This is a genomic window from Paenibacillus sp. Soil766, assembly GCF_001428105.1.
Lineage (GTDB): Bacteria > Bacillota > Bacilli > Paenibacillales > NBRC-103111 > Paenibacillus_E.
Map to the genome: position 1 here is coordinate 1 of NZ_LMSJ01000013.1, position 22,540 is coordinate 22,540.

The following is a 22,540-nucleotide window of genomic DNA, read 5'->3' on the forward strand; positions in this document are numbered from 1 at the left end:
TAGTTTGGTATGCTCTTTTTTAGGCTCACCCCCTAAAAAAGTAACGGACCTTCAAGATTTTTTCCAATTAGGGTCTTGACATAGTACCGCTGCTCTAACTATTTAATCAAGTTTTTTTGATTTAATTTGCAACCTAAATTTACCACTTATAAAAAGTGGAGTCAATGATTTAATCAAAAAAAATTGATTAATATGAAAGAATCCGCATATTGAATTATCTCTCCTTTTTTAATATCAAACACTTCTGCACCATCTTGGAGATCCAATCTTCCAAATGTTCCCCTGTGTTGTCGGATTTTTCGAGGTTGTGGATACGAAGTAACGTAAAATCCCCTTAAAAAACCTTTATCTAGGAAAAATGTCAGACTGTCTTACCCACTTCCTATGACAGAACAAGAAAAATAAGTCTTCACAGAACAATGTCTGTAAAGACTAGACGAAGGATAGGCGCTCTTAAATCCACTGCATATCGGCGCGAATCAACAAATCTTTTAAAGCTCGAATCGCCGTTACAGCTCGTTTAGGATTACTGGCATGAGGCAAATAATGATCCAAATGCGGTTCAACGGAGAGAAATCCGTCGTACTTGCGTTCTTTAAGAGCAATCAGCAACCTTAGAATATCTCCATCACCCTCACCTGCTGGTACAAATTGCTTTGGCAAAGAAGTTGCATCCTTGATATGTACATAATCGGTGTACTCCGCGAGTTTCGGATAAGCATCGTCCATGGTATTCACATCATCTTTGACGAAATTCCCTGAATCAAAAGCAAAGCGGAGCGAAAGTGATTGACAGTGTTGCAAAATTTCAACGCAGCGGTCATCTTTCGAGCCGTAGAGTCCGCAGTCATTTTCAAGAATCAGGATAACGCCATGCTGTTCGGCCACATCCGTGAAGTGTTTCATTCTGCGAAGCACTTTGTCTCTGCATTCATCTAAATTCGCTCCTTTCGGAGGCTGAAACGAGAAAATGCGGATATACGGTGTATTCAGCTTGCAGCTCGTATACCTCGCTGCAGCCCTTCTAATTGCGGTGCGAAATCATTAACAACCGGGTATTTGCCAAGCGGGGAACCAATGGAAGAAATCGCAAAACCGCGCGCTTCAGCAGCTTCTCGCACTTTCTTAAGTTCTTCATCTGACAAATCCAGCACATTTTTCCCCCAAACATTGCGAAGCTCGAGGTGGGTAATCCCTTCCTGCTGCAACACATCCATTTGTTCCACCAAATCGTGTGAAATCTCATCTGCGAAACACGTTATTTTTACACTTGGCATCTTATTTTCTCCTTTATTGGGAACCGTCAGTGTAGATTTCTCTACAGACGGTTCCATTACGTTAGTGAGTACAGTTCCGTTGAGATCTTACTACTTTAATTACTCACACTGATAATAAGACTGCTTATTCGGACAACATCTCCTTGGGTCGCCATGACGGTAATACGCGCATCTCCCTCTCTTACGAGAACAATACTACCCGTCTGATCCACCTGTGCTATGGTAGCATTATCTGTAAAGAATGCTATGGAGGTCGTCTCGGGATTTAAATTATAATCTGTTCCGTCTGACGATACTCCCTTCAACGACAGCTTAAGCTGGTCACCCACCTTGTTAGAAGAAGGGGCGAAATATTCATCCCATTTGGAAGCATCCAAATTGGCCTGCTCTTGGTTGGTATAGAAGCGAACCTCTGAGAACCCATTCCAGCCATCCTTCGTGGGACCATAACCATACGACTGCAGCCTGATAAAGCGGGTCTGGACGTCTCCTAGCTGGAACATCTCCGGGAATAGTGTGGTTCCGCTGGTAGACTGCATGGGAAGTAAAGGCTGCCAGTATAAACCATCATCGGAAATTTCCACTTCGAAATTGTATGAACGTTCATTCCCTAAATAACCTGACACGGACATCGAATGAACATTTACTTTATTCCCCAGATCGTAACGTATCCAATTCACCTCACCTTGACTGGTAGCCGACCATCTGGTGTTCAGATCATTATCAATTGTCCGATCAGGTGTGTTCACGTTAGCATAACCATCATTGGCATCCACGTAAGTTACATGAATCCATGTAGGCACGAATTCCACTTCCTCCTCACCTTCAATGGATACTTTGAGCCCGGCCAGCTGCTGTGAGGCGTTCTCCGACGTCTGGTCTTCCACAAACGTAAATGTGTAAATACCAACTCCGTTATGCCCTGCTTCGGATTGAAAAATGTGACATATTCTCCATCCACCTTCAAACGGAGGTTCAGCAGATTGAACAGCTCTACCTTCAGTGCAGCATCATCATTGCCTGAGAAATGAAAAGGGAAATCGCTATAAACTAGCAGTCCTGACGAGTCCCGAAGCACATGTACCCCGAGTGCCTCAGCCAGCTTATCCTCTGCAAGTGTAGTTACACCATTGACCAGCTGTGCATTCGCCTTCAAGACGTGTAATATGGACGGTGTACACCATCTCCCGCTGCTCCTTGGAAGCCACGGCGATGGTAACCGGATTGTCCCCCACCGCCAAGGAAACATTATAAGCCGTACCCGTTACATGCGGGCTGCCATTGATCGTCATATGATCGTAGAAGCTGGAAGTTGAGACAGGCGTCAATGAAAGTCGATCCACATTGTTGCCCACATAAATGCTGTATTCGGTCCGCCACGGACTAAAGTTCAACGCTCCGAGAGATAGCTCCAGGCTGCTAAGCGTAGCTGCTGCTCCCTGTTTGGTCACCAGAACGCTGTACGCCTTCTCCGTTCCATCCTGAGCCGTTACTAGAATGTTGATCGGATTGTTCAACCGATAATTCTACTAGGTAAGGTACATTTGAGAAATGAGGAGTACCATTAATGGTAAGGCTTTTGTAAACAGACGACAGGACGACTGGGGTCACCTCCAGGCTATTCACTTGATCTCCCACATCCACTTGATAGCTGGTGATTTCAGAATGAAAATCCAACATTCCCCTACTGAGAGTCAAACTGCTCAAGCTGGCATCATTGCTCAGAAAAATTCGGTTTACCTGTAAGGTATATGTGGTAGCTGTATCGTCCTGCGCCCTGACCTCAATGGGAATAGTGTTCATACCTGGCGCCAATTGGACCATATAGGTGCTGCCCGATACCGTTTCCTGCCCATTAATCTTCAAACTCTTGTACACTGCCGAGGCAACCGTCGGTGTAATGTCAATGCTGCTGTAGACACTTCCAGCGACATCCAACTGATAGTCCTTTACCAGGGGATTGAAATCCAGTGTTCCGGGTTGAACTGCAAGACTGGACAGAGTCGCATCGCTGCTCAGTGTTGGCGGAGTTGGAGTAAACATCGGTTGAAATCGCACGGCATCGGCCAGTACGAAGTTGTCAGCACCGTCCACTTTTATTTTTATATAATTGCTTCCGCTTGCCCCAAAATCAAATTCTCCTAACGAAATCCAAACGGCACCGCTGCTCCCCTTCTGGCTGATCGTAACAGAACTAAGCGTCTGTACACCGGAGCCATTCAAATGGGAAATATCGACAGGTACGTTAGTGGAGCGACTTGACTGGGATCTGTAAACCGATAAATAAACCCGATATTTTCCTTCTTGAAAGGCAGCTGATGTATTGTATTGAATAAATTGCCCGCTTTGAGAGGAGAGTCCTACAGTTCTGTAATCGCTTCCTATGGACCTATCGGGATTACTGGCGGTTGAGGTGCTGCCCCAAACTCAATCTATCGTTACTCCTGGGCTACTGTTGTCAATGACAATATCATGACTGCCCAAGGCATCTTCTAGAGAAGCAGCTTGCACATAGGGAACATTGCTTGCTAGCAAGCTAAGCATCATTAGAAAAATAGAGGCTAGTATGGTAATTCTTTTGGGTTTCAAATTTTCATCCTCCTCGAAAAAGATGCCACCGCTAAGTAAATGTCCGGGCGAAGGCCGATACAGCAACTTTCATCCCTCGCCCAGACGCGCTTACTTGTTATATACCCGATACAACATGACCGCAGCTTCCGCTCTGGTAATCTCATCCAAAGGACGTATGCCATGACCATCACCTTGAAGAATGCCGGCGGCCGTTAGTAGCGTTACACTTTCCCTGGCATACTCAGCCACCACAGCGTGGTCGGCGAAAATGGAGAGATCAGATTTGCTCCCTGTATTCTCTAACTTATCAGCAATATTCAGAGCTCGGGCTGTCAATGTAAATATATCCTGACGGGAGATAAAAGACTCTGGCTCGAAGCGATCGCCGCCTGTTCCCTCGGTTATTCCCAAACTAAAGGCAATGCCCACAGCCTTAGCGAAATAAGCGTTCTTATCCACATCGCTGAAATTGGTCTCCATGTCTGCTGTCAATCCCAAGGAATGAATCAGCAGCATAAGAAAGTCCGCTCGCGATATCAGTTCTCCAGGGGCAAAGGTTGATTCGGAGGTGCCATGAATGATTCCCTTGGAAGCAAGCACGGAGGTAGCCTCCTCAGCCCACTTGTAAGCAGCTGTATCCTGGAAGGTTTTCTCAACAAACGTTATGGCGTAGACAGCTTCGTTCAAATTACGGTCATGGAAGGTAACCATACCTGATGCATGGTTGTATTTACCGTCCACCACAGCAATAGGCGTTCCATCTGTGCCAATGCGCCAAACAACAATATGCTCCGCGTTCTTTAGTTCTTCTGCTGTAGGCGTATACGGCAAGGAGATTCCAATGGACGGAAGCAATGTCTCCTGAGTAGGAAGCAAGCGATCCGTTAGCAAGCTCACCTTAATCATTGTGCGATTGCCTATTGCCTCTTTGGTTTTGCTATTCAGATTAGAAGGTTCGGCAGGCTCTAAAAGAAGAGTCAATCGTGACTGCTCAGATGTTGATATGGGAATCAATTCTCCCGGCAACGTCACAGTGCCCAGAGGAGTGCTGATCTCCACTAGCAGCTTATCTTCCTGTCCTTTCATCTCATTAATAGGGAGGTCGATGACAAAAGATGTTGCTTGCTCAACTGACTCCACCTTAATACTGACCTTTCGCAAGCCCTTTTCACTAGGAATTGCCTGTTTCAAGGCCTCCAGAAAGGCGGCGCTGTCAATCTGTGTTTTACTGTTTCTAGGGGCAATTGGCTTATTTCATTACAATCAGATTTACCAATGGATTGAAGTAGCTGGTTGAGCGACTTCTCATCGAATTTCTCAAAATTATAAAGCTCCTTCATCTTCTCTTCTCTAAGATACCACTTGCCAGAAGAGTGTTTAGCAGAAAAATAGTCCTTGTATTCCGAAAGAAGTCGTGGTTTGGTTGTAGTTAATTTCCTGTTTCAGAGATGGCATGTTGATTGGAGAGAAAGACCATTCATCTTTCAGTAACTGTGCTCCCTTTATTTTCAGTCTAACACTTTATTTTCACCGAACGGCGGGAATATTGCTGTTTTTTGAATATCGGTCAGCGTAGGAGGATGCCGCATAGGAATCTGGTTTTATGACAGGTAGCCAACCCAGGGATTCAACACGATCGACCATTTCCGAAACATAAAGCGCCGTTTTGCTAACTGCTTTATCATGTCCTGCATCAATATGGATAAAATTATCAAGAGCAGCACCATGGTAGACGAAAGGAAGGAGAATGTCCTCCAGCTGACTTCTCTTTTGATCATCGAAGTAGCAAGCAATTTCCTCGCTTAAGCTAGTCTCGGTAGAAAGCTTATCGCGTACCGACATGATCTGACGAGGGATAATAACTTGCCGGTAACATGCCCATGCCCCTCTATTTTCGCGCCGTATGATTATACCTGTGATCATCTTGGTATAACCACGGTGGACATGACCGTCCGTACCAATTATCAAATTGTAGGTTGCATGCGGCTCCATTCTCATAAAGGACTCGATGCGAGAGAAGACGGTGTCGATTTCCATTCTTCGTTCGGCTGTGTTTGTAAATTCCATGTTGTGAATCCAGGGTATTTTCGGGTTCCTTTTCATATCATCACCTATACCTCAACGGGTCTCTCTTCCTTTCAGATTAGAATTTTTATTTTGGCAGGAGCTGCTGGGGTCGAACCAACGATATCGGCGTCAAAGGCCGCTGCCTTACCACTTGGCGAAGCTCCTATGAGTGTGACGAGTAGGATTCGAACCTGCGCGTTGTTTAAGGACCAGATTTACAATCTGGCGGCATCAACTTCTCGCCCATCGTCACGTATATATTGGTGCGCTCCATGAGACTCGAACTCATAATTGTCGTTAGACACGGTCATGGTCATCGAACCCATCACAGTCTGTTTTGGAGGCAGACTCGTGCTGCCTTACCGCTGGGCTATACCCCTATAAGATTGGTGTTTACGAATGGAATCGAACGAACCATTGACCTCGGGCTTATCAGGCCATTGCTCTACCTGTCTGAGCTACGTAAACATATTGGCTGTCCCAAGGTGACTTGAACCCCTGAACTATGAGACCATTTTTTATTTTTTGGTGACGTGGACGGGGCTCGAACCCGCAGATCCCGACGTGAAAGGCCGGTGTGTTTGTCCAGTTTCACCACCACGTCATGATGGTTTGGTCAGGATGGCCGGATTCGAACCGACGACGACTTGTTCCCAAGACTAGCGTTCTACCAAGCTGAACTACATCCCGATTTGGTGAGAAGAGACCGATTCGAACCGACGAACCCATAAGGGAGCCGGGTTACAACCAGCTGCGTTAAGCCGCTTAGATATTCTCTCAAACTAGTGCGGTTGGTGAGACTTGAACTCACAGTTGAGCTTTCGCTCACGGGGGGTTAAATCCCGCATGTCTGCCATTTCATCACAACCGCATGGCTCCCCCTCCTGGAATCGAACCAAGGATCACGGAGTCAAAGACCGTTGCCATACCACTTGGCTAAGGGGCAATATTGGGGAGATCGACCAGAATCGAACTGGCTCATATCGGGGTCACAACCCGACGTGTTATCCATTTCACCACGACCTCCATAGTGGTCTGAAGCGGGATCGAACCGCCAACACTCCTTTTTTTCTGACCGATGCTCTACCTTTGGGAGCTACCTGACCTTGGCGCGGTATACGGGAATCTAACCTGTTTCCAATGTTTGGAAGGTATTTGATTACTATTAAACCAATACCGCAAACGCACTCTACCGAACTGAGCTATACCCCGATGGAGATAGCTGCGGTAATGCCCCGCTATCTGTTGCCCGTCGTTTATCGGTAGACTGTTTGATGATCCCATTCGTATGAATATTGGTGGGTCCTGAGAGATTTGAACTCTCGACCAATCGATTAAAAGTCGATTGCTCTACCATTGAGCTAAGGACCCAATTGGTGCACCTGGAGGGACTTGAACCCCCACACCATTTCGGGCATCACGATTTAAACGTGACCTGTCTGCCATTCCAAGCACAGGTGCAATTTGGCTGCCTGAGAAGGGATCGAACCTCCGATCGGTGGGTCAAAGCCACCAGCCTTTCCTCTTGGCTATCAGGCAATATGGCCGAAGGACTCGGGATCGAACCGAGATCTGAGGAGTTTCAATCTTCCGCATAGACCATCTTTGCTATCCTTCGATTTTGGTGACGGCAGTGAGATTCGAACTCACGAATGCTGCTGTGAAAGAGCAGTGTGTTAGGACCACTTCACCATGCCGCCATGGAACATTTGATGGGATTCGAAACCATGAGATAAAAGTTTTGCAGACCTTCGCGTTTTGGCCGTTTCGCTACAAGTGCATATTTTTAGAACATATGTTTGGTTATTTGGGCATAATAAAAAGCTACCTTCAACGTCCCTTCCTTCATTTGGCATGAAGAAAGGCCACCATGGAGAGTAGCCTTTACGCATGGAAACTATTTTGTTAGCACGAAAGTGGATTAGCTGCTACAAAATCGCAGCGGGACAACCTCGCGAAACAAAAATCTCCGATGTATATAAGCGTAAAAGGCAAACGTATGATGTTGGATAAATTCGAACCAGTGTCCACACTGATTTAGGAATAACTCGGGTAATTGCTGTTCTTGTTTCTCCGTGTAAAACTTAATTTCGTGAGCATTCATGGTTCGTTTCCTCCTTCATCAATTTCATGTTTCGAATCGTAACACAGGATAATTTTACCTGTCAAGACTTATTTTTCAAATTAATTTTGCTCGCAATTCAATAAAAATAGGGTTGCCAGATCGCATTAACGATCCTGACAACCCTTTTTCACGTGTTTATGAGGAGCGAAACTACACCTCGAAAAACTGCCGCATATTTAGGGAGTTCGGGATCGCGATAACAGGAAATAAAGGTTGCTCGTAAAACTCGCACCCATTCGGCTGAATGTTAAAATGTTGATCATTACCGTTAAGTTTCCACATATCGTTTCCCTCCCTCTCTCAGTTTGATTTGATGTTTCTAATCATATATGCAGGTATTTCCAATTGTCAAGAACATTTTTTATTTATCATTTTTCATAGCAAATTAGTCCTCAAAAACAGTTGTTTTTTCGAGAATTTCGGTGAGTTCAACCTTCTCGTAATTGTGTTTGTTCTAACCAAGAAGATCCGAAGCCGCGTTAATAAACCTAGACAATTTCCTAATAGCCACAACGTGTGCATTGCACTAAATCGATGATAGTCATCAAGAAAATGGCTTAGTAATTCGTGGATCCTTTACTATACAAGCGGTAAAGTAACCTCGAACCTTGTTCCAAATCCTTTGCGAGAGGTAGCTGTCATATATCCCTTGTGATTTTCAATAATACGATAACAAATTGACAATCCAAGGCCTACACCATTTTCTTTTGTTGTAAAAAAAGGATTCAATATCTGATCAAGTTCTTCTTTCGTCATTCCCACCCCGTTATCTTCAATGATGATCTTAAATTCTTGATTGTCAGTATCTAATTCAGTACATAGTTGAATAAATCCATTCTTTTCAATGGATTCAATTGCGTTCTGAAGAAGGTTAACTAATACTTGTTTAATCTGAGAAGGGTCAATCATCGCTATCGTTAATTCATCATCGTAGATAGCTGTAATTGATGTGTTTTTCAAAATGGCTTGACTATTCATAAAGCGTATGGTGTCTTTCAATAATTCTTTCATATCAATTGCTCTTCTCTCTGGAGTACTAGGCTTCGCCATGACTACAAAATCCGAGACCAATTGCTTCATACTTTGAAGCTCAATATTAATTAAACCAACGTAGTTCTGAAATTTTTGTTGATCATTAGACCGCTGTAAGAGCTGGAAAAAGCCAATAATTGAGGTTAATGGATTCCGAATCTCATGAGCTAATCCAGCTGCCATTTTCCCAATTGCTGAGAATTTTTCCGAGTTAATGATTTGCTTCTCCAAGATTACTCGTTCTGTGATGTCACGAAACTGAGCGAATGCACCAAGTAATTCACCACGTTCATTTAAGATTGGCAGCACATCAAAGAGACACACATTTTCTTGATCTAATGAATAACGAAAAGTGAGCTCGATATTTTCACACTGTTTACGATATTTGAGTGCTTGATAGAAATAGCTACCAAAATGTTCAAATGGAAAAACTGGTGTGCCTGTAACGCTCAGTCGATTTCTTCCCGTTATCTTTTCTGCATAAGCATTAAATTCTGTAATGATTCCTCTCTCATCTGTCATGATGATACCATTTCGCATATTATCGACTACAAGCTGCTGTATGAGGTTTTGATTATGATTTGTGAGGCGTAGTGACAATTCTCGTTCAATAGAGTCCACCATATTTGCAAGCAGAGCTAAATAAGTATGATTATGATGCTCGACAGAAGTCATGATTGAAATAGCACCTGAGAGGTTGTGGTAATTTGTGAAATGGAATGGAACGCAGTAACAAGCAGCATTCTCCAACATCGTATGGTAGTGTTCCGCACCTATAATTTGAATAGGCTTTTGTTCTTGAAGTGCCAGAGCTACTACGTTTGTCCCCATAAATTCTTCATCACACTTAATGCCACTTTTGATGCCTAATTGATTTATCATCGATTTCATAGTTTTGTCACCATAATTATCTAAAAGGTAGCCAGTGTCATTGCTTACAACTATTAGATGAGGCGTCCCCGACAAGAATGATAATATTTTTTCTGAAAAATATTTGGTGACAACAAGGATATCTCTATATTTGTCCTTCTCTTCAAGAAGTTGTATTGCTGATAACTTTAACCCCGGAGTAGGTATTTTCAAGGGGTCCATCCCCCGTTCCAAACACCTTTGTCGGGAATTTACGATCCATTCATTCATATGATTCTCCTCAATTTAATAGCAAGTTCAAATATCATTAAATTTGAAATTAACAATTCTTACTGCTGCAGATAGTAGTGGCAACGAGTGAATTTAGCAGAATTGTATGCTAAAGACCCCATCGATTACCGAAGGGATTCGTCTACATGTGATACTAATCCTTATTTTCCCCTACACTGTTAGCGATGTAAAGAGTTTTGTCTATATCTATTCAAAAACCAATACTCTGATATACTCCATCTTTTTCTAAAGAGACTTTATTCGTTTTTTCGTCTAATACAACATCAAATTCATTTTGCATTACACTTGATAGTTCATCAATAATAGGAAATTTATCTTTAATGAATACAATATTAATAACTAATATTAAGGCACTTAGAAGGATTACTTTTTTCGTTTTTTTCAAAATTCTCCCTCTTTCTTTTAGCGTTCTAATGATTATGTTTAAACAAATATCTTGATAAAGTTGCCGTTAGAATAAGTGATGTAATTGCAATAATAAATAAACTAATTACTTGAATAAGACTTTGAATTTGTAATCGCACATTTAAGTGATCCAATATTATGAAGCGTATAGTTATTAAAGTAAGGTAATAAATAGATCCAAACAATAAAATGAATACTATCATTTTTATGAACTTATACAAGAGAAACACCTCTTTCAAAAAATGATTCGTTGGTGGGAATCCCCCTGGAATTATCCACTTAATTCCATTTGTTCAAAAGGCAACCGGTTTAGTCGGTTGCCTTTTCGTCTAGATTATTGAGCTATAGTTCTCCCGTTAGTTAAGTGGTCACGCTTTATACTATTTCTGGATGTATACTAATTAAAGTTTTAAGTAGTCGGAGGTGAGGAAATGGTTCCAAGATAAAATGTAGCGGGAGGGTTTCATTGAACACAGCTTTTCCACCCGATTCAAGATATTGTCCGAGTGTTATTTCATTCGTTACAATCTTTACAATATCGGATTGATTAAGTAACAAGATACCCTTCGTTTCAGCAGCAGGTACAGGGACATCTTGTGATATGGCTAAATATATTGTAGTTAATTGATCGCTATCCATTCGTTTTCCAACCAGTATCGGTTCAATGTCACCTTCTTGCCAGCCTCCAGGAATCAATTTGAGATTATCAGAAGCATCATACCAGTATGTAGCTGGGGGTTTAATCGGGGTTAAACGAAGTGTTGCCTCCTCATATGCTTCTCGTGAAGCACATTCCCAACCTGTCTCACCGATTTCTTTGTGACCACCCAATCTAACAACACCTAATGTTGTTCCAGATTTTGTAGGACCAACTTGAAAAGGAAATAAACCAGTAATATTAACATAAACCCCAGCGGTACTAACGTTTTCATTAATATCCATGTAATTCATCTTCCTTTTTTACCATAGCGAAAGTATAACTATCCCCTTTTTCGAAAGATTGACGGGTGGCTTCAATCCATCCTTCAGCTACCCCATCTGGATATGGATGAGGAATCGAAAGAGTTGTGCCTGCTACTTCTACGTTCCCAGCTAATACTTGAACCATTTTTGCATCAGATGGTTCGAAAAGCCGAAGGAATAAGCGATTTGTTTCAAAATTAAGTATCATATCTTGTCCTCCATTTATATCTATTATATATCTGCCCGAATAAGCAGTCAGCCTTATTGTGCTATCGTTTTCATTAGTTAAATGCGTTTTTTCCAAATACCGCCCAATCATCCAATCGCTGAGATTCAAGCGATAACTGTTCTGTCTTTATCCATTCTTTTGCTTCAACAACAAGTGGAGAGGAATTAGAAGAATTGATTTCATTAATTGGCAACCAAAATGCCCCTAAAGAATCTTGTCCTTCGAATTTTTCAGGATTCTTTGATAGTATTCCAGAAATGTATTGGACCAAATAAATCACAGCTACATGATGAATATGCGTAGTACCTCTTTTAGGAAGTTCATAAGGGATTAAAAAATCACAAACACCGACGTTCCTTTTAATGTCGATGTTAATTCCTGATTCCTCAATGAACTCTCTTTTCACAGCTTCTACTAACGATTCATTAGCTTCAACTGTTCCTCCAGGAAGGTCATATCGCCCAATGTATGGACCATTCCCTTTATGAATGACTAATAGCTTTTCTTCAATCATGCAAATCCCATACGCACCTAAATGCCGATGCCATTTTTCATTTTCGTTCAATAAAAACACCCCGCACAGAGACTATAACACATCTCTATTATTCTAGGAGATATTCCCTGTATCCTGCCCGTTAGCGGAATAGGCCACCTAATTTATCAACGGCGGCCTGCAAGGTCTTGTTATTCAGCTAATGTTTCTCGTTAATTTAACAAATGGTTTATTCAATTATGTGAAGCCTTCGTTTATTGCCGTTCTTGTTTTCTGCCGATAAATGCGAACGATAGCAAACTGCCGCCGAACAATATAATAGTTGTAACGATAAGTGACATATGCATTCCGTCAATAAACGATTTGCTGCCACTCAGAATCGAGCCGAGGATGGCGACCCCCAGCGTCGCGCCAAGCTGGCGGCTTGAATTTAGAGCGCCTGAAACTGCACCGGTCTGTTCCTTCGGGACGGAAGAGATTACGGCCGCCATCAACGAGGGAATCGTAAAGGACACTCCGAAACCGATCAGCAGCAATCCAATCATAGTAATGACATAGCTCGTGTTCACTTCCGTCCAGACTTGCAGCAGTGTACCCACTGCACCAAGGCTAAAGCCGAGAGTCATCGGTATACGCGCTCCGATTCTGCCAACAATTCGACCAGTCAGAATTGGATTTAAGGCCAGTGGTATCATCATTGGAAGGAGCGCGAGTCCGGCTATGTGGGCCGATAATCCTCGCGTTTGTTGAAAAAATAATGGCAGTACAAATAGAATTCCAGATAGGCCGATGTTAATCGCCATCCCGGCAAGCATTCCGGCTGATACCGTCGCATTCCTAAATAGCCGTAATGGAAGTAATGGTGTCTTGCCTTTCGCCTCAACAATCAAAAATAGGATAGCGCTCAACAGAGCCAGACTAAATGATGCAAAAATAACCGGGGAATTCCATCCGTACGTTTCCCCCTCCATCAGTCCGAACGACAATGCAGCTATGGCGACAATGACCGTGATTTGCCCCCAAAAGTCAAAGCTTTTCCGCGGTTTACGGTCCGTTTCCCGGACGAATAGGAAAGTCATGATTAAGCTAATGCCTGCAAGCGGCACGTTAAGAAGGAAAATGCTGCGCCAACCGAACGAGTCCACCAATAGCCCGCCGACAACAGGTCCTGCCGCCATCGCTGCCCCGGTAACCGCTGCCCAACTGCCAAGCGCTCGGGCACGTTCAGCTGGTCCAGGGTAGGCATGGGCAAGCAGTGTAAGTGAGGCTGGCATCAGAGCTGCGCCTCCTATACCGAGTATTGTACGTAGGCCGATAAGCGCGCCTAGCGTCGAAACTGCTGCCGAAATGGCTGATGCTGCGAGAAATAGGGCCAGACCGCCTGTATAGACACGTTTAGCCCCAAGTTTGTCAGCAAAGGCACCCATTGATAGCAGGAAACTCGCAAACACGATCGTGTAGGCATTGACCACCCATTGAAGACCGGATATCCCCCCACCCAACTCGGCGCGAATCGCAGGTAGTGCGACGCTCACAACCGTCATATCCAAGAGCACCATAAAGTATCCGAGTGAAAGTCCGAGAAGCAACAGCCCTTTGGCCAGCTTGTCGGTTCTGTTGGACTGTATTTGCATTTCTTTTTCCAAAGTAAGTCCCCTTTCATTACAATATTAAGTATTCGCAGTTTCGTCTCAGTCATAGTGTATAATGAATTGTATACTAGAATAAGATGAGGGTTTATCATAGGAGGAATTCTCCTACGATATGAGTCTGACAAGGAGAGCAGGATCAAATTTATGGAACAATCAAACAATACGCGGCTTGATGAGCTGGCTCAGTTTTTGAGGACACGTCGCGCCCGTATTTCACCCGAGCAAGCTGGTCTACCTAATGGAGGCCGCCGGCGCACGCCGGGACTTAGACGCGGCGAAGTGGCGCAACTCTCGGGCGTCAGTGTGGACTGGTACACATGGCTGGAACAAGCGCGAAATATTCAGGTATCGGCTCAAGTGCTAGAAAACATTGCCCTGGCTCTCCAGCTTGATTTGAATGAGCGCAAGCATTTATTTTTACTGGCCCTCCAGCAGCTGCCTGCCGATCTGACACCAGTCGAAAACACCATTAGTCTGACACTTCAGAACTTCCTTGACCTACAAGGTACGAGTCCAGCCTATGTTACCGATCAACGCCTAAATATTGTTGCATGGAACAAGGCTGCAAATTTGATTTATGGGGATTATGGGGCTATGTCGAAGCTCGAGCGAAATACTGTTTGGCGGACGTTCACTTCGCAATACGTGCGTGAATTGCTTCAAGGAAACTGGGAAAGGCATGCCCGGCATCGTTTAGCTCATTTTCGCGCCAGCTACGGTAAATTCGCCGGTGATCCTTGGTGGATGGAACTCATCGGGGATTTGAATCAGGTAAGCGCGGAATTCAGGGCATGGTGGCCCCAGCACGATGTTCTGAATGGTCCAGAAGGAAAGAAAATTAATCATCATCCGACGGCCGGACTACTTGTATTTGATCAAATTTCTTTTCTTGTATCTGATTCTCCCCACCTTACGGTCACGATTAATATACCGGCAAACGATAACGATACGATCCCCAAGCTTAATAAGCTTTTATCGAGTAATTGATACAAAATCGGCCCGATCTTATCGATCGAGCTGAATCTTTCTTGTTATGGATTCCGGTTTGAGAACGATCCCCGATTAGAAACGTTTGGCAACTTCCTTAGCATGTGCAATTGCTTTTTCTTTAATAGCTTGAGCTTGCTCTTGTGATTTTAATGCCGTTCCTTCAACAAAAATTGCCTCAATAGATTGAATCCCATAGAACTGTAAAACTTTATTCAGATAGCTGTATCCCATTTCAAGTGGAGCTAAAGGGCCTTCCGAATAAACAGAACCACTTGCTTGAATGTGTAAGACGTTCTTACTGGTCAACAGACCTTCAGGGCCGTTTTCGGTATATCTAAAAGTCTTACCCGGAATTGAAGTCGCATCTGTGTAATCTTTCATAACCGGTGGGATCGTGAAATTCCACAACGGGGAAACATATACGTACTTATCAGCAGCCACGAATTGATCAACAATCGCTTCAAGACGAGCCACTTTTGACTTCATCTCCCGGATTTGCCTCGCGGTACGCTTCGATAAACTCTTTGCCTACCGCGTGGCTATACGATAATACAGCCTGAGCCTGTCTCTGATTTTGGAAACCTTACATCAATGGGGAGTGGCCCATGTTGAGTGAAAGGAGCTCAAAAAGGAGAAAAATGAACAAACAGAAACGGACTAGCGTTCGACATTACGCTAGTCCGTTTCATTCTGCTCCGAGCACAATATAACGAAAGTGATTACGAGGCATGTCCGGCATCGCGGCCTGCCAGAACATAACGAAGTTCGATAAATTCGAACTATCCTCCCGTTAGCTTAACTGTCAGTCCAGATTTCAGCTTTATTTAACCGAACTAAATTACTTTCTTATCATCCGTCGAGAATGAGATAAATTTCTTGTCACCAGATATATCAACCTTTTCCTACAATTGGTTCCTCCTAAATATTTTACGAAAGAACCCCCTCTAAATTTGTATGAACGATGGATTATTTGGAATAATAAAGCTTAATATAAAAAAAGGAGCAAAATCCTTGGTTGCCATTGCTTACTCGATATTATGGTTACTAGCTGCCATTAAATTTGCTGACCGAAATTGGGAGAAGTACTATCCAACACTCCTCTTTGCTGCATTGAGTAATTGTCTTTATGAGTTGCTCTGTTATCAACATCAACTTTGGCAAATGGAGCCGAATGGTCTTAAGGTGTCTATGATTCCGATCTTATTGCTTGTTCTGATAGGCATGCCAGTATCGAGTTGGATATATCTTTCGAACTACCCGCGAAATAGTAAACTTCTTCGCCAGGCTTATTACATTATCTTTTTCACTGGCGTTTTTGTTTTGCTTGAATTTGTTTCTGTCAAATGTGGATCAATAACGTATCATAACGGATGGAACCTACTGTGGTCATCGTTTTTTGATATAATCATGTTTGTAATGCTGCGAATTCATTATCGAAAACCGTTATTTGGCTTGATGATGTCGATACCATATACTGGGCTTTTGATGTTTATATTTGATATAGGTTTTGATAAGATGAAATGAACCTCGTTATTCTATATATAAGCGCTGACCCTTGGGTCGGTGCTTTTTTATATAGCAACTTCGTTGATAGTTAGAAACGTATCTGCCCTTTGGGAAGCTCTGACCTAGAGGTTACTATACTAACACATATTGGAAGTGTTCTGCCCAATGGCTTAAGGAGGCTGCCGATCGCGGCAGACTTACTCTCAGCACGAAATGGCGTCAGGCGCTCGATCGGCGGTCTCCCACCTTTTCTGCCTCTGTCACGTGCCGCTGAACGAGGCAAACGGTATAAAGTCGGCGTGTCATGGAGTCGTTTTCCCCTCAAGAAAGATAGATTAGGAAAACGGTATAGGTACCGTTTTCCCAATCCCTTGCAGCTATGAGACTAGAGTCCGAGTATCTTACTGGCCAATGTCGCAAGGTCAAAAATGTCCAGCTTGCCGTTCAGATCGAGGTCATATATCGCAATCTTAGCCCAATCTGAGCTTTCGGTTGTTGCCCCGTAATTCTTTGCCAAGATAGCCAAATCGCCGATGGTCGCATTGCTATTTACCGAAACGACGAAGGCTTGAATGGCCGTTATCAAGTCGGCTACAGCTTGATCCACTTGCGCTTGGGTAACGATCTGACCAAGCACCGCGCTTGCCACGTTGATCGCCGCACTCAGCGCATCGACGGCTTGCTGCGGATAATGTCCCCACTTCGTGCCTACAACCGCAGAAGCTAACTTCATCTGCGCATTCTCAAGCTTGCTAGTCAGCGTCGTTCTGTCCACTTTAATCTGCACTTGATAATCAGGTCCGCTGTTCAGCTGCGTTTCCGTACCTTGGCCGTCTGCAAGAACGACTTTGGTTAGGTAGACGGAGCCGGTGACCGTTCCGGCAACGGCTTGCGTTTGGAAATGAAGCTTCAGCACGTCGATGGTACCACTAATTGCATCCACACCCGCGTCCGCCACAATGATTCTTACAGCTCCCGGCGACTGGACTTCACCTAAGATGGCATAGCCGTCGATCAAGGAGTCCGCCGAGATGTACGTCAACTTTGTCGGATCGAAGTTGACCGTCATCTCCTTGGCATACACGCTGGTCGTAACACTGACCAACCCATAGGTCAGGTCAAACGATTGTCCTGCGCTAACTTCAGCCGGTCCGATTAACCGGGTACCGCTGTTTACTTGTACCATTACCGTTGCTGTTGCTTTAATCGTTGTCCCCTGAACCGTACCTTCAACTGTGAACGTGCCCGTGTCTGCGTACATTTCCGGAGTTATGGCATCCCAGGCAACGCTAACCTCCGAGTTGGTTCCATTTGCGTAGGCAGCGGTTACTGTCTCCGGCATGACCGGGGCTGTTTCCGCTGTAGTTGTTACAAACACCGGTTCAATGCCGGTGATGGTATTGACAACAACCACGGTCGCAGCAGGTCTCGATACACCGGAAGGTCTACCTGGAATTGTCGGATTCGTTACTGTGAAAGTACCTGTCGATGCATAATTCGACGGGGCAATGGCAGGCCAAGTGACTCCCGAAACCTGTGCAGTCGTGCCGCCATTATATACGGCGGTTGCAACGCTCGGCATAACAGGAGGTACCCCTACCTCCGTATATATGGTAGGGAAAGGTTGATAACTTATGACCGCTTTAGGAGCCACCGTTACCGTAGCTTTCGCTTTTAAGTTCGTTCCGGCTACGCTGCCTTCCACGGTAAATGTGCCTGCCGAAGCGTATTGAGCCGGGGTAATCGCACTCCAAACGACATCCGCTTTAGTCGTCGTACCATTATCGTAAGCTGTCGTCACTTGGGCCGGCATGACCGGCGTGATGCCTGCTACGGTGTTCACGAAGGAATCTCCGATCGCAATAACGGAAGAAGACCTGACCGTTACATTCGCTTTAGCCGATATCGAAGTCCCTGGTACCGTACCCGTAACGGTGAATTGACCGGGCTGATTCAGCAAGCTTGGATCGTAGGAATCCCATGTCACCACGTTGCTGACATTATCGACCGAACCGTCATTGTAGGTCGCTTCAACATAGGAAGGCAGTTGAGGCGCTTTCCCCACCAGCGTCTGAGTGTTCTCATCAGCAATACTGGTAATCGATACCTGATCCGTAAGCCTTACATACACAGTGGCTTCCGCCTGCACGTTCGTTCCGTCGACAGTCCCCACTACGGTGAAGCTTCCCGTTTGCGACAGTTGTTGAGACGCAATCGGATCCCACAGCACGTTGGCCTCCACCATCGAGCCGTCTGTAAGAACTTTGGTTACTTTTGAAGGAAGCATCGGCTGTACATCCAGCGGCGTGCTGACCTTTATCGGCTTAACGCTTGCCGTTGGGGTAGCAGACACTTTCCATTCCAGAATACCGGTCCATTGTGTGCCTCTCGTAATCGTCATGCGCAGCTTCGTTGTCGATACTGGCATGAAGGTCGTCGTATTATACTTATTCAGGGCAACACCGTTGCCGAGTACAGCCTTCACATCCACAAACTCGCTGCCGTTCCAATACTGCAGCTTGCTCGATGTAGGCGCAAGAATACCGCCGTTGTCTGTCCACCAGTAAACATCGGATTTGTTGATGTTTACTGGTGTCGGCCATTCGTACTGAACCCATTGGCTCGCACCTGCTTGAGCCCAGTTCCCGTAGGCTCCGCCTTGCTTATCGGTCGAGTTTCTCGGATCATATCCGTCATTAATGGCGCTGAGATTTTCCCAGGAAGAGACGAAGGAGGTGCTAGGTGTTGCAATAAGCGCCAGGTTTACATCATTCGGAAGCGGATCGACCGTAACCGTAACGTCCACAGCCGTTGTCAGATCGCCATCGGTGGCGGATAAAGTCACCACATAGCTGCCAGCCTTATTGAAGGTGGCTAACGTGTTCTCCGAGTTTGCATTCGCGAAGAACGCTTGACCGCCTTCCGGACCGATCTTCAGGCTCCAGGTCGAGTTCAACACGCCTTCCGGCGCTCCATCATCCGTAACGGATGCAAGTAAATTCGCTTTCAGCGGAATTTTCACACTTGTATCCTGCTGTGCTGTCACGACAGGCGGCATATTCTTGGCAACCGGAGCAGGCACGCCCGTATTGAACACTTGAACTTCCTTCAGCGCTACGCTGTTTCCCGTCTTCGGCTTCATCAGCACTCTGAACTTTTGCGCCGTTACGGACGGGAATTGATCATGATTGTAGTTAGCCAGCGTAGGCGACTTATATTGTCCTGGAATCGCGATCCATGCCGATGTCGCTTCATCATAATACTGGACGGTATAGATCGAAGGCTCGCGGTAAGTAGTGCTCGGCTTATCGTTATAAAAGTACAATTTGACATCGTCGAACGTTTGCGGCTGCCCGAAATCAAGTTGGTACCATTCTTGAGTGTTCGTCGAGCCTTTGCTTCCCCAGATCGGCGGATTAGCGTAGAAGGTGCCGGAAACGTACGAGTTGCCGCTAATTGTAAATCCGTTCACGGCGTTCGCTGTAGTTGTATTATCTGCTGTGAAGGAAGCGGTCGCAGTTGCGCTCAACGCCAGGTTAGGCGCGCTGCCTGTTTCGGCGGTCAAATCCACGCCGATTTTCTGGAACATATCTGTGGCCCTGCTGTTCTTCGAGAGATCCACTTCGGTAGCTGACTTCATCTGTGCATTGCTATTATGAGTCAATACACTCGCTCCGGTGTTATCCTTGACGGCAACATCCCCGGTGGACGGGTTCCATTCGACATGGGCAAGCTTATCCGTGGTGAAAGCCAGCTCGCCGTCGATGTAAACCGAATACCCCTCAGGCACTCCAGCGTAGTTAACAGTTCCGTCCGGCTTATCCCAGACGATCGTCATGTCGGTATCGTGATAGTTTAAATTGTTCAACGTAAAGTGGTTCCAACCGATGTCAATGGGCCACAGCTCGACCGTCGAATCCGTACGGGGCACAAGACCAGCCACGTTCTCGATCATGGAATAGTTGTAGTTGCCCAAAATATTGTGATGAATCCATGATCTGTAGTCAATTTGCTTCGTATTCGGATTCCAGCTGTTGAAAAATTCATTGTTGTCTAAAAATTGAATATCGCCATTTGGCGCCATCGACCAGCCGGTCCAGTACATCAGCTTCTTGAACATATCGGCCGTGATGTAGTTTTGATTCGGATATTTACGCAGCACTTCCGAGAAAAGTCTTATGTTGCCGGTCGCATTAATATTGGAGAAGTTGTTCGTTCCGCCGACTCCCGCTGCAACTGATGCCGCTTTGTCCTTCTGGTTCGCTGTAAAAAACGGGAATACCGGGAACTCTTCTTTATCCGCCCAATAACGCAGCGACTCCAAATATTTCGGGTCATCTGTAGGAACTAATCCATCCATCTGGAACGGATAATAGTTGTTCGCTTCTTTCCATGGAATAAAGGTGTTGGATTGTAAATCCTTCTGTAAGAACATCTTCGAATTGTCATCCCATAAATTAGTCAAAATCGCATTTTTCAGATTATTGGCAATGGCGTACATTTCTTCCGCCTTAGCCGTATTTCCGGCAAAGCTGTAAGCCTTCGCCGAGGCCATCGCGTTCCCGTACACGAATGCGCTTTCCGTTCGGTCCTGATCGATGTTGCCTCGTTTCTCGAAATAATGAAACGCATTTCCGTCTCCGTCATTACCAGTCAACGATCCCCAGTTATAGTTGATCACATTGTTGTTGTTCGTATCGAACCGGTCCAACTGACCTTTTACATCCTTCTCAGCGTAACGCCCAAGATTATTTAAAATTTCCGGCTGGCCGCCATGAACTTGATAAGTTTGCCAGGCGGAATCGCCTATGTATTGAGCGTAGCTATTGTTCCAGTTGGCTGGGTCACCTGGGTTATCGGTAAACAAGCTGTCCCTGGATACTTCACCCACAGAAATCCAGTCGCCGTACGAATAAATCGGGTTTCTTAAATATTTGAGATCCTGCATATGCATCGGCTGCGTCAAAACGATCGCATTGTTGTAGCCAAGCGCTCCCTCGACGGAGATCGGGAATTGGTAGTCGTTTCCTGGAATATTGGCGTCAAGAAAGTTGAAACGGCTTAACCACCATCTGTAATAAATGATCTTCTTGATGTTTTCGTCAGGAACATCCATGTAGGGGATATTATCGGCCCACCACTGGTTGTTTTCCTTCATCTGGGTCAAGTATGCGGTATTCGGGTCGTAACCTTTATAGCGGTTATATTCCGTCAGCGATTCGGGAATTTCATTGGCAATGAAACCCATTTGGAACTTAATCGTGATGGATGCCCCGGCCTCCAAAGTAACGGTTCTTGTCAAGCCCCCGTTGCTAGCCGTCATACCGTCGCCGCTCAGCCTCGGGTACAGCTTCGTCAATTTGTTCTTGACATCAATACTACCGGTCAATTCCGTACCATTAGACGTCGGAGTTGTTGAATAAGGTGAATCTGCCGTTAAGGTTAATGATTTGCTGGCAGCTCCGATGTTTTTTATCGTTACATTCGTAACAGCTACGTTGTTATCGGTTATAAATTTGGTTTCCTCTAGCGTATAGCCGGCAGAGGCAGCATTGTAGAAACCGTACCAGTAGCTGGGTGTTTGATACCTCTTAGATACATCCTCTGTAAAGGTTATGCCTGTGGCCTGTATGGAGTATGCTTTTTGTTGACTAATCTCATCCCAATATGCCACATTATTGCCGAATCCGATAACCGACGCGCTATGTCCGTACATGTACAGTGCTTTACCGCGAGACATCATATACGTTCCTGCAGGGTCATTTCCACGCCGTGCTAGCAATCTGTCCATCCAGTACGAAGTTCCGCCCGCCGCAAGGTCGGCTTTGAACATATCCTGCATCATACTTCTGCTGGCATTATAGGCTGCAGGCTCAGCCGGAACAACCGGACCACCCGCGGAATTCGTAAACACGGGCATACCAGGATCATTATTATTCGGAACCGAGTCGGCAAACACGGTTACAGTTCCATTCAACAACATTGAACAAACCATCCCTGCTACTATCGCAGTCTTACGGATATTCCCCTTTTTTCGCCGCATAATGGCCTCCATATGACATATTTTTA

Annotated in this window: 19 protein-coding genes, 15 tRNA genes and 1 pseudogene; 2 read left to right on the forward strand and 33 right to left on the reverse strand. The window is 45.0% G+C overall.

Translation table 11 applies throughout. The features are described 5' to 3' along the window. Window positions 1-453: 453 nt before the first annotated feature. From ASG89_RS35090 to ASG89_RS11610, 31 genes are all read right to left on the reverse strand, one after another. Window positions 454-1,029, reverse strand: a complete 576-nt coding sequence (locus tag ASG89_RS35090; RefSeq protein WP_082592998.1) for a sugar phosphate isomerase/epimerase family protein — start codon at window positions 1,027-1,029, stop codon at window positions 454-456. Further along, the gene (locus ASG89_RS35545; protein WP_057310765.1) at window positions 990-1,277 is read right to left on the reverse strand and encodes a hypothetical protein; all 288 of its coding nucleotides are present in this window, start codon (window positions 1,275-1,277) and stop codon (window positions 990-992) included. Before ASG89_RS35545 ends, ASG89_RS35090 begins: the two co-directional genes overlap by 40 nt. 95 nt (window positions 1,278-1,372) lie before the next feature. Next, window positions 1,373-2,080, reverse strand: a complete 708-nt coding sequence (locus ASG89_RS11485) for a discoidin domain-containing protein (RefSeq protein ID WP_057310767.1) — start codon at window positions 2,078-2,080, stop codon at window positions 1,373-1,375. Beyond that, a complete protein-coding gene (locus tag ASG89_RS37615; protein WP_057310769.1) occupies window positions 2,059-2,433 on the reverse strand; it encodes a hypothetical protein in 375 nt (124 codons plus the stop codon). Before ASG89_RS37615 ends, ASG89_RS11485 begins: the two co-directional genes overlap by 22 nt. After that, window positions 2,381-2,728 carry a cadherin-like beta sandwich domain-containing protein gene (locus ASG89_RS35550; protein ID WP_162259693.1) on the reverse strand — a complete coding sequence of 116 codons (348 nt, stop codon included), beginning with the start codon at window positions 2,726-2,728 and terminating at the stop codon, window positions 2,381-2,383. The genes ASG89_RS37615 and ASG89_RS35550 overlap by 53 nt, the downstream gene beginning before the upstream one ends. Continuing rightward, window positions 2,697-3,500 (reverse strand): cadherin-like beta sandwich domain-containing protein, encoded by an 804-nt coding sequence (locus ASG89_RS11495; protein WP_057310771.1) that lies wholly within the window; start codon window positions 3,498-3,500, stop codon window positions 2,697-2,699. Before ASG89_RS11495 ends, ASG89_RS35550 begins: the two co-directional genes overlap by 32 nt. A gap of 204 nt (window positions 3,501-3,704) precedes the next feature. Beyond that, the gene (locus tag ASG89_RS36280) at window positions 3,705-3,866 is read right to left on the reverse strand and encodes a hypothetical protein (protein ID WP_157276613.1); all 162 of its coding nucleotides are present in this window, start codon (window positions 3,864-3,866) and stop codon (window positions 3,705-3,707) included. A 90-nt stretch (window positions 3,867-3,956) separates the two neighbouring features. Beyond that, window positions 3,957-5,039 (reverse strand): S-layer homology domain-containing protein, encoded by a 1,083-nt coding sequence (locus tag ASG89_RS11500; protein WP_057310773.1) that lies wholly within the window; start codon window positions 5,037-5,039, stop codon window positions 3,957-3,959. 336 nt (window positions 5,040-5,375) lie between these two features. Next, the gene (locus ASG89_RS11505; RefSeq protein ID WP_235549721.1) at window positions 5,376-5,915 is read right to left on the reverse strand and encodes a ribonuclease H-like YkuK family protein; all 540 of its coding nucleotides are present in this window, start codon (window positions 5,913-5,915) and stop codon (window positions 5,376-5,378) included. 91 nt (window positions 5,916-6,006) lie between these two features. Then, window positions 6,007-6,080, reverse strand: a tRNA-Gln gene (locus ASG89_RS11510). 5 nt (window positions 6,081-6,085) lie between these two features. Next, window positions 6,086-6,168: transfer RNA gene (locus ASG89_RS36285), tRNA-Tyr, on the reverse strand. A gap of 134 nt (window positions 6,169-6,302) precedes the next feature. Next, a tRNA-Ile gene (locus tag ASG89_RS11515) sits at window positions 6,303-6,383 on the reverse strand. A gap of 58 nt (window positions 6,384-6,441) precedes the next feature. Then, a tRNA-Glu gene (locus ASG89_RS11520) sits at window positions 6,442-6,519 on the reverse strand. Between the two features lie 9 nt (window positions 6,520-6,528). Continuing rightward, window positions 6,529-6,605, reverse strand: a tRNA-Pro gene (locus ASG89_RS11525). Between the two features lie 96 nt (window positions 6,606-6,701). Next, window positions 6,702-6,786 (reverse strand) — tRNA-Leu (locus ASG89_RS36290). Window position 6,787: 1 nt separating this feature from the next. Next, window positions 6,788-6,861, reverse strand: a tRNA-Gln gene (locus ASG89_RS11535). Between the two features lie 4 nt (window positions 6,862-6,865). Then, window positions 6,866-6,941: transfer RNA gene (locus ASG89_RS11540), tRNA-His, on the reverse strand. Between the two features lie 81 nt (window positions 6,942-7,022). After that, a tRNA-OTHER gene (locus ASG89_RS36295) sits at window positions 7,023-7,095 on the reverse strand. Between the two features lie 116 nt (window positions 7,096-7,211). Then, window positions 7,212-7,286 (reverse strand) — tRNA-Lys (locus tag ASG89_RS11550). Between the two features lie 3 nt (window positions 7,287-7,289). Further along, window positions 7,290-7,376 (reverse strand) — tRNA-Leu (locus tag ASG89_RS11555). A gap of 4 nt (window positions 7,377-7,380) precedes the next feature. Beyond that, window positions 7,381-7,454 (reverse strand) — tRNA-Gln (locus tag ASG89_RS11560). A gap of 3 nt (window positions 7,455-7,457) precedes the next feature. Continuing rightward, window positions 7,458-7,533: transfer RNA gene (locus ASG89_RS11565), tRNA-Phe, on the reverse strand. Between the two features lie 4 nt (window positions 7,534-7,537). Further along, window positions 7,538-7,615 (reverse strand) — tRNA-Glu (locus ASG89_RS11570). 1 nt (window position 7,616) lies between these two features. Next, a tRNA-Cys gene (locus tag ASG89_RS11575) sits at window positions 7,617-7,695 on the reverse strand. 495 nt (window positions 7,696-8,190) lie between these two features. Continuing rightward, window positions 8,191-8,322, reverse strand: a complete 132-nt coding sequence (locus tag ASG89_RS38200; RefSeq protein ID WP_268795613.1) for a hypothetical protein — start codon at window positions 8,320-8,322, stop codon at window positions 8,191-8,193. Window positions 8,323-8,619: 297 nt separating this feature from the next. Continuing rightward, window positions 8,620-10,212: an ATP-binding protein gene (locus ASG89_RS11585; protein ID WP_057310779.1), complete on the reverse strand. Its 1,593-nt coding sequence runs from the start codon at window positions 10,210-10,212 to the stop codon at window positions 8,620-8,622. 211 nt (window positions 10,213-10,423) lie between these two features. Continuing rightward, entirely contained in the window at window positions 10,424-10,618 is a 195-nt protein-coding gene (locus tag ASG89_RS11590) for a hypothetical protein (protein ID WP_057310781.1), read from the reverse strand. A 395-nt stretch (window positions 10,619-11,013) separates the two neighbouring features. Continuing rightward, window positions 11,014-11,580 carry an NUDIX hydrolase gene (locus tag ASG89_RS11595; protein ID WP_057310783.1) on the reverse strand — a complete coding sequence of 189 codons (567 nt, stop codon included), beginning with the start codon at window positions 11,578-11,580 and terminating at the stop codon, window positions 11,014-11,016. Then, window positions 11,570-11,905 (reverse strand): GNAT family N-acetyltransferase, encoded by a 336-nt coding sequence (locus ASG89_RS11600; RefSeq protein ID WP_157276614.1) that lies wholly within the window; start codon window positions 11,903-11,905, stop codon window positions 11,570-11,572. Before ASG89_RS11600 ends, ASG89_RS11595 begins: the two co-directional genes overlap by 11 nt. Beyond that, window positions 11,883-12,395, reverse strand: a complete 513-nt coding sequence (locus ASG89_RS11605) for an NUDIX hydrolase (RefSeq protein ID WP_057310787.1) — start codon at window positions 12,393-12,395, stop codon at window positions 11,883-11,885. Before ASG89_RS11605 ends, ASG89_RS11600 begins: the two co-directional genes overlap by 23 nt. A gap of 182 nt (window positions 12,396-12,577) precedes the next feature. After that, window positions 12,578-13,969: an MFS transporter gene (locus ASG89_RS11610; protein WP_235549722.1), complete on the reverse strand. Its 1,392-nt coding sequence runs from the start codon at window positions 13,967-13,969 to the stop codon at window positions 12,578-12,580. Window positions 13,970-14,119: 150 nt separating this feature from the next. On the opposite strand from ASG89_RS11610, the gene ASG89_RS11615 reads away from it, so the two are divergent. Further along, entirely contained in the window at window positions 14,120-14,962 is an 843-nt protein-coding gene (locus tag ASG89_RS11615; RefSeq protein ID WP_057310789.1) for a helix-turn-helix transcriptional regulator, read from the forward strand. 75 nt (window positions 14,963-15,037) lie between these two features. Here ASG89_RS11615 and ASG89_RS11620 read toward each other — a convergent pair. Next, a pseudogene (locus ASG89_RS11620) lies at window positions 15,038-15,512 on the reverse strand (NAD(P)H-dependent oxidoreductase); the annotation flags it as partial. Window positions 15,513-15,919: 407 nt separating this feature from the next. On the opposite strand from ASG89_RS11620, the gene ASG89_RS37620 reads away from it, so the two are divergent. Continuing rightward, complete coding sequence (locus ASG89_RS37620) at window positions 15,920-16,489, forward strand: CBO0543 family protein (protein WP_235549723.1); 570 nt, start codon at window positions 15,920-15,922, stop codon at window positions 16,487-16,489. A 367-nt stretch (window positions 16,490-16,856) separates the two neighbouring features. Here ASG89_RS37620 and ASG89_RS11630 read toward each other — a convergent pair whose 3' ends face one another. Further along, the gene (locus tag ASG89_RS11630; RefSeq protein ID WP_057310793.1) at window positions 16,857-22,514 is read right to left on the reverse strand and encodes an Ig-like domain-containing protein; all 5,658 of its coding nucleotides are present in this window, start codon (window positions 22,512-22,514) and stop codon (window positions 16,857-16,859) included. Window positions 22,515-22,540: the final 26 nt, after the last annotated feature.

Excerpts from the sequence above, each read along its gene's own strand:
- ASG89_RS35545 (WP_057310765.1), bottom strand. The coding sequence starts at position 1,277 with ATGCCAAGTGTAAAAATAACGTGTTTCGCAGATGAGATTTCACACGAT.
- ASG89_RS11505 (WP_235549721.1), bottom strand. The coding sequence starts at position 5,915 with ATGGAATTTACAAACACAGCCGAACGAAGAATGGAAATCGACACCGTC.
- ASG89_RS38200 (WP_268795613.1), bottom strand. The coding sequence starts at position 8,322 with ATGTGGAAACTTAACGGTAATGATCAACATTTTAACATTCAGCCGAAT.
- ASG89_RS11585 (WP_057310779.1), bottom strand. The coding sequence starts at position 10,212 with ATGAATGAATGGATCGTAAATTCCCGACAAAGGTGTTTGGAACGGGGG.
- ASG89_RS11595 (WP_057310783.1), bottom strand. The coding sequence starts at position 11,580 with ATGGATATTAATGAAAACGTTAGTACCGCTGGGGTTTATGTTAATATT.
- ASG89_RS11615 (WP_057310789.1), top strand. The coding sequence starts at position 14,120 with ATGGAACAATCAAACAATACGCGGCTTGATGAGCTGGCTCAGTTTTTG.
- ASG89_RS37620 (WP_235549723.1), top strand. The coding sequence starts at position 15,920 with ATGAACGATGGATTATTTGGAATAATAAAGCTTAATATAAAAAAAGGA.
- ASG89_RS11630 (WP_057310793.1), bottom strand. The coding sequence starts at position 22,514 with ATGCGGCGAAAAAAGGGGAATATCCGTAAGACTGCGATAGTAGCAGGG.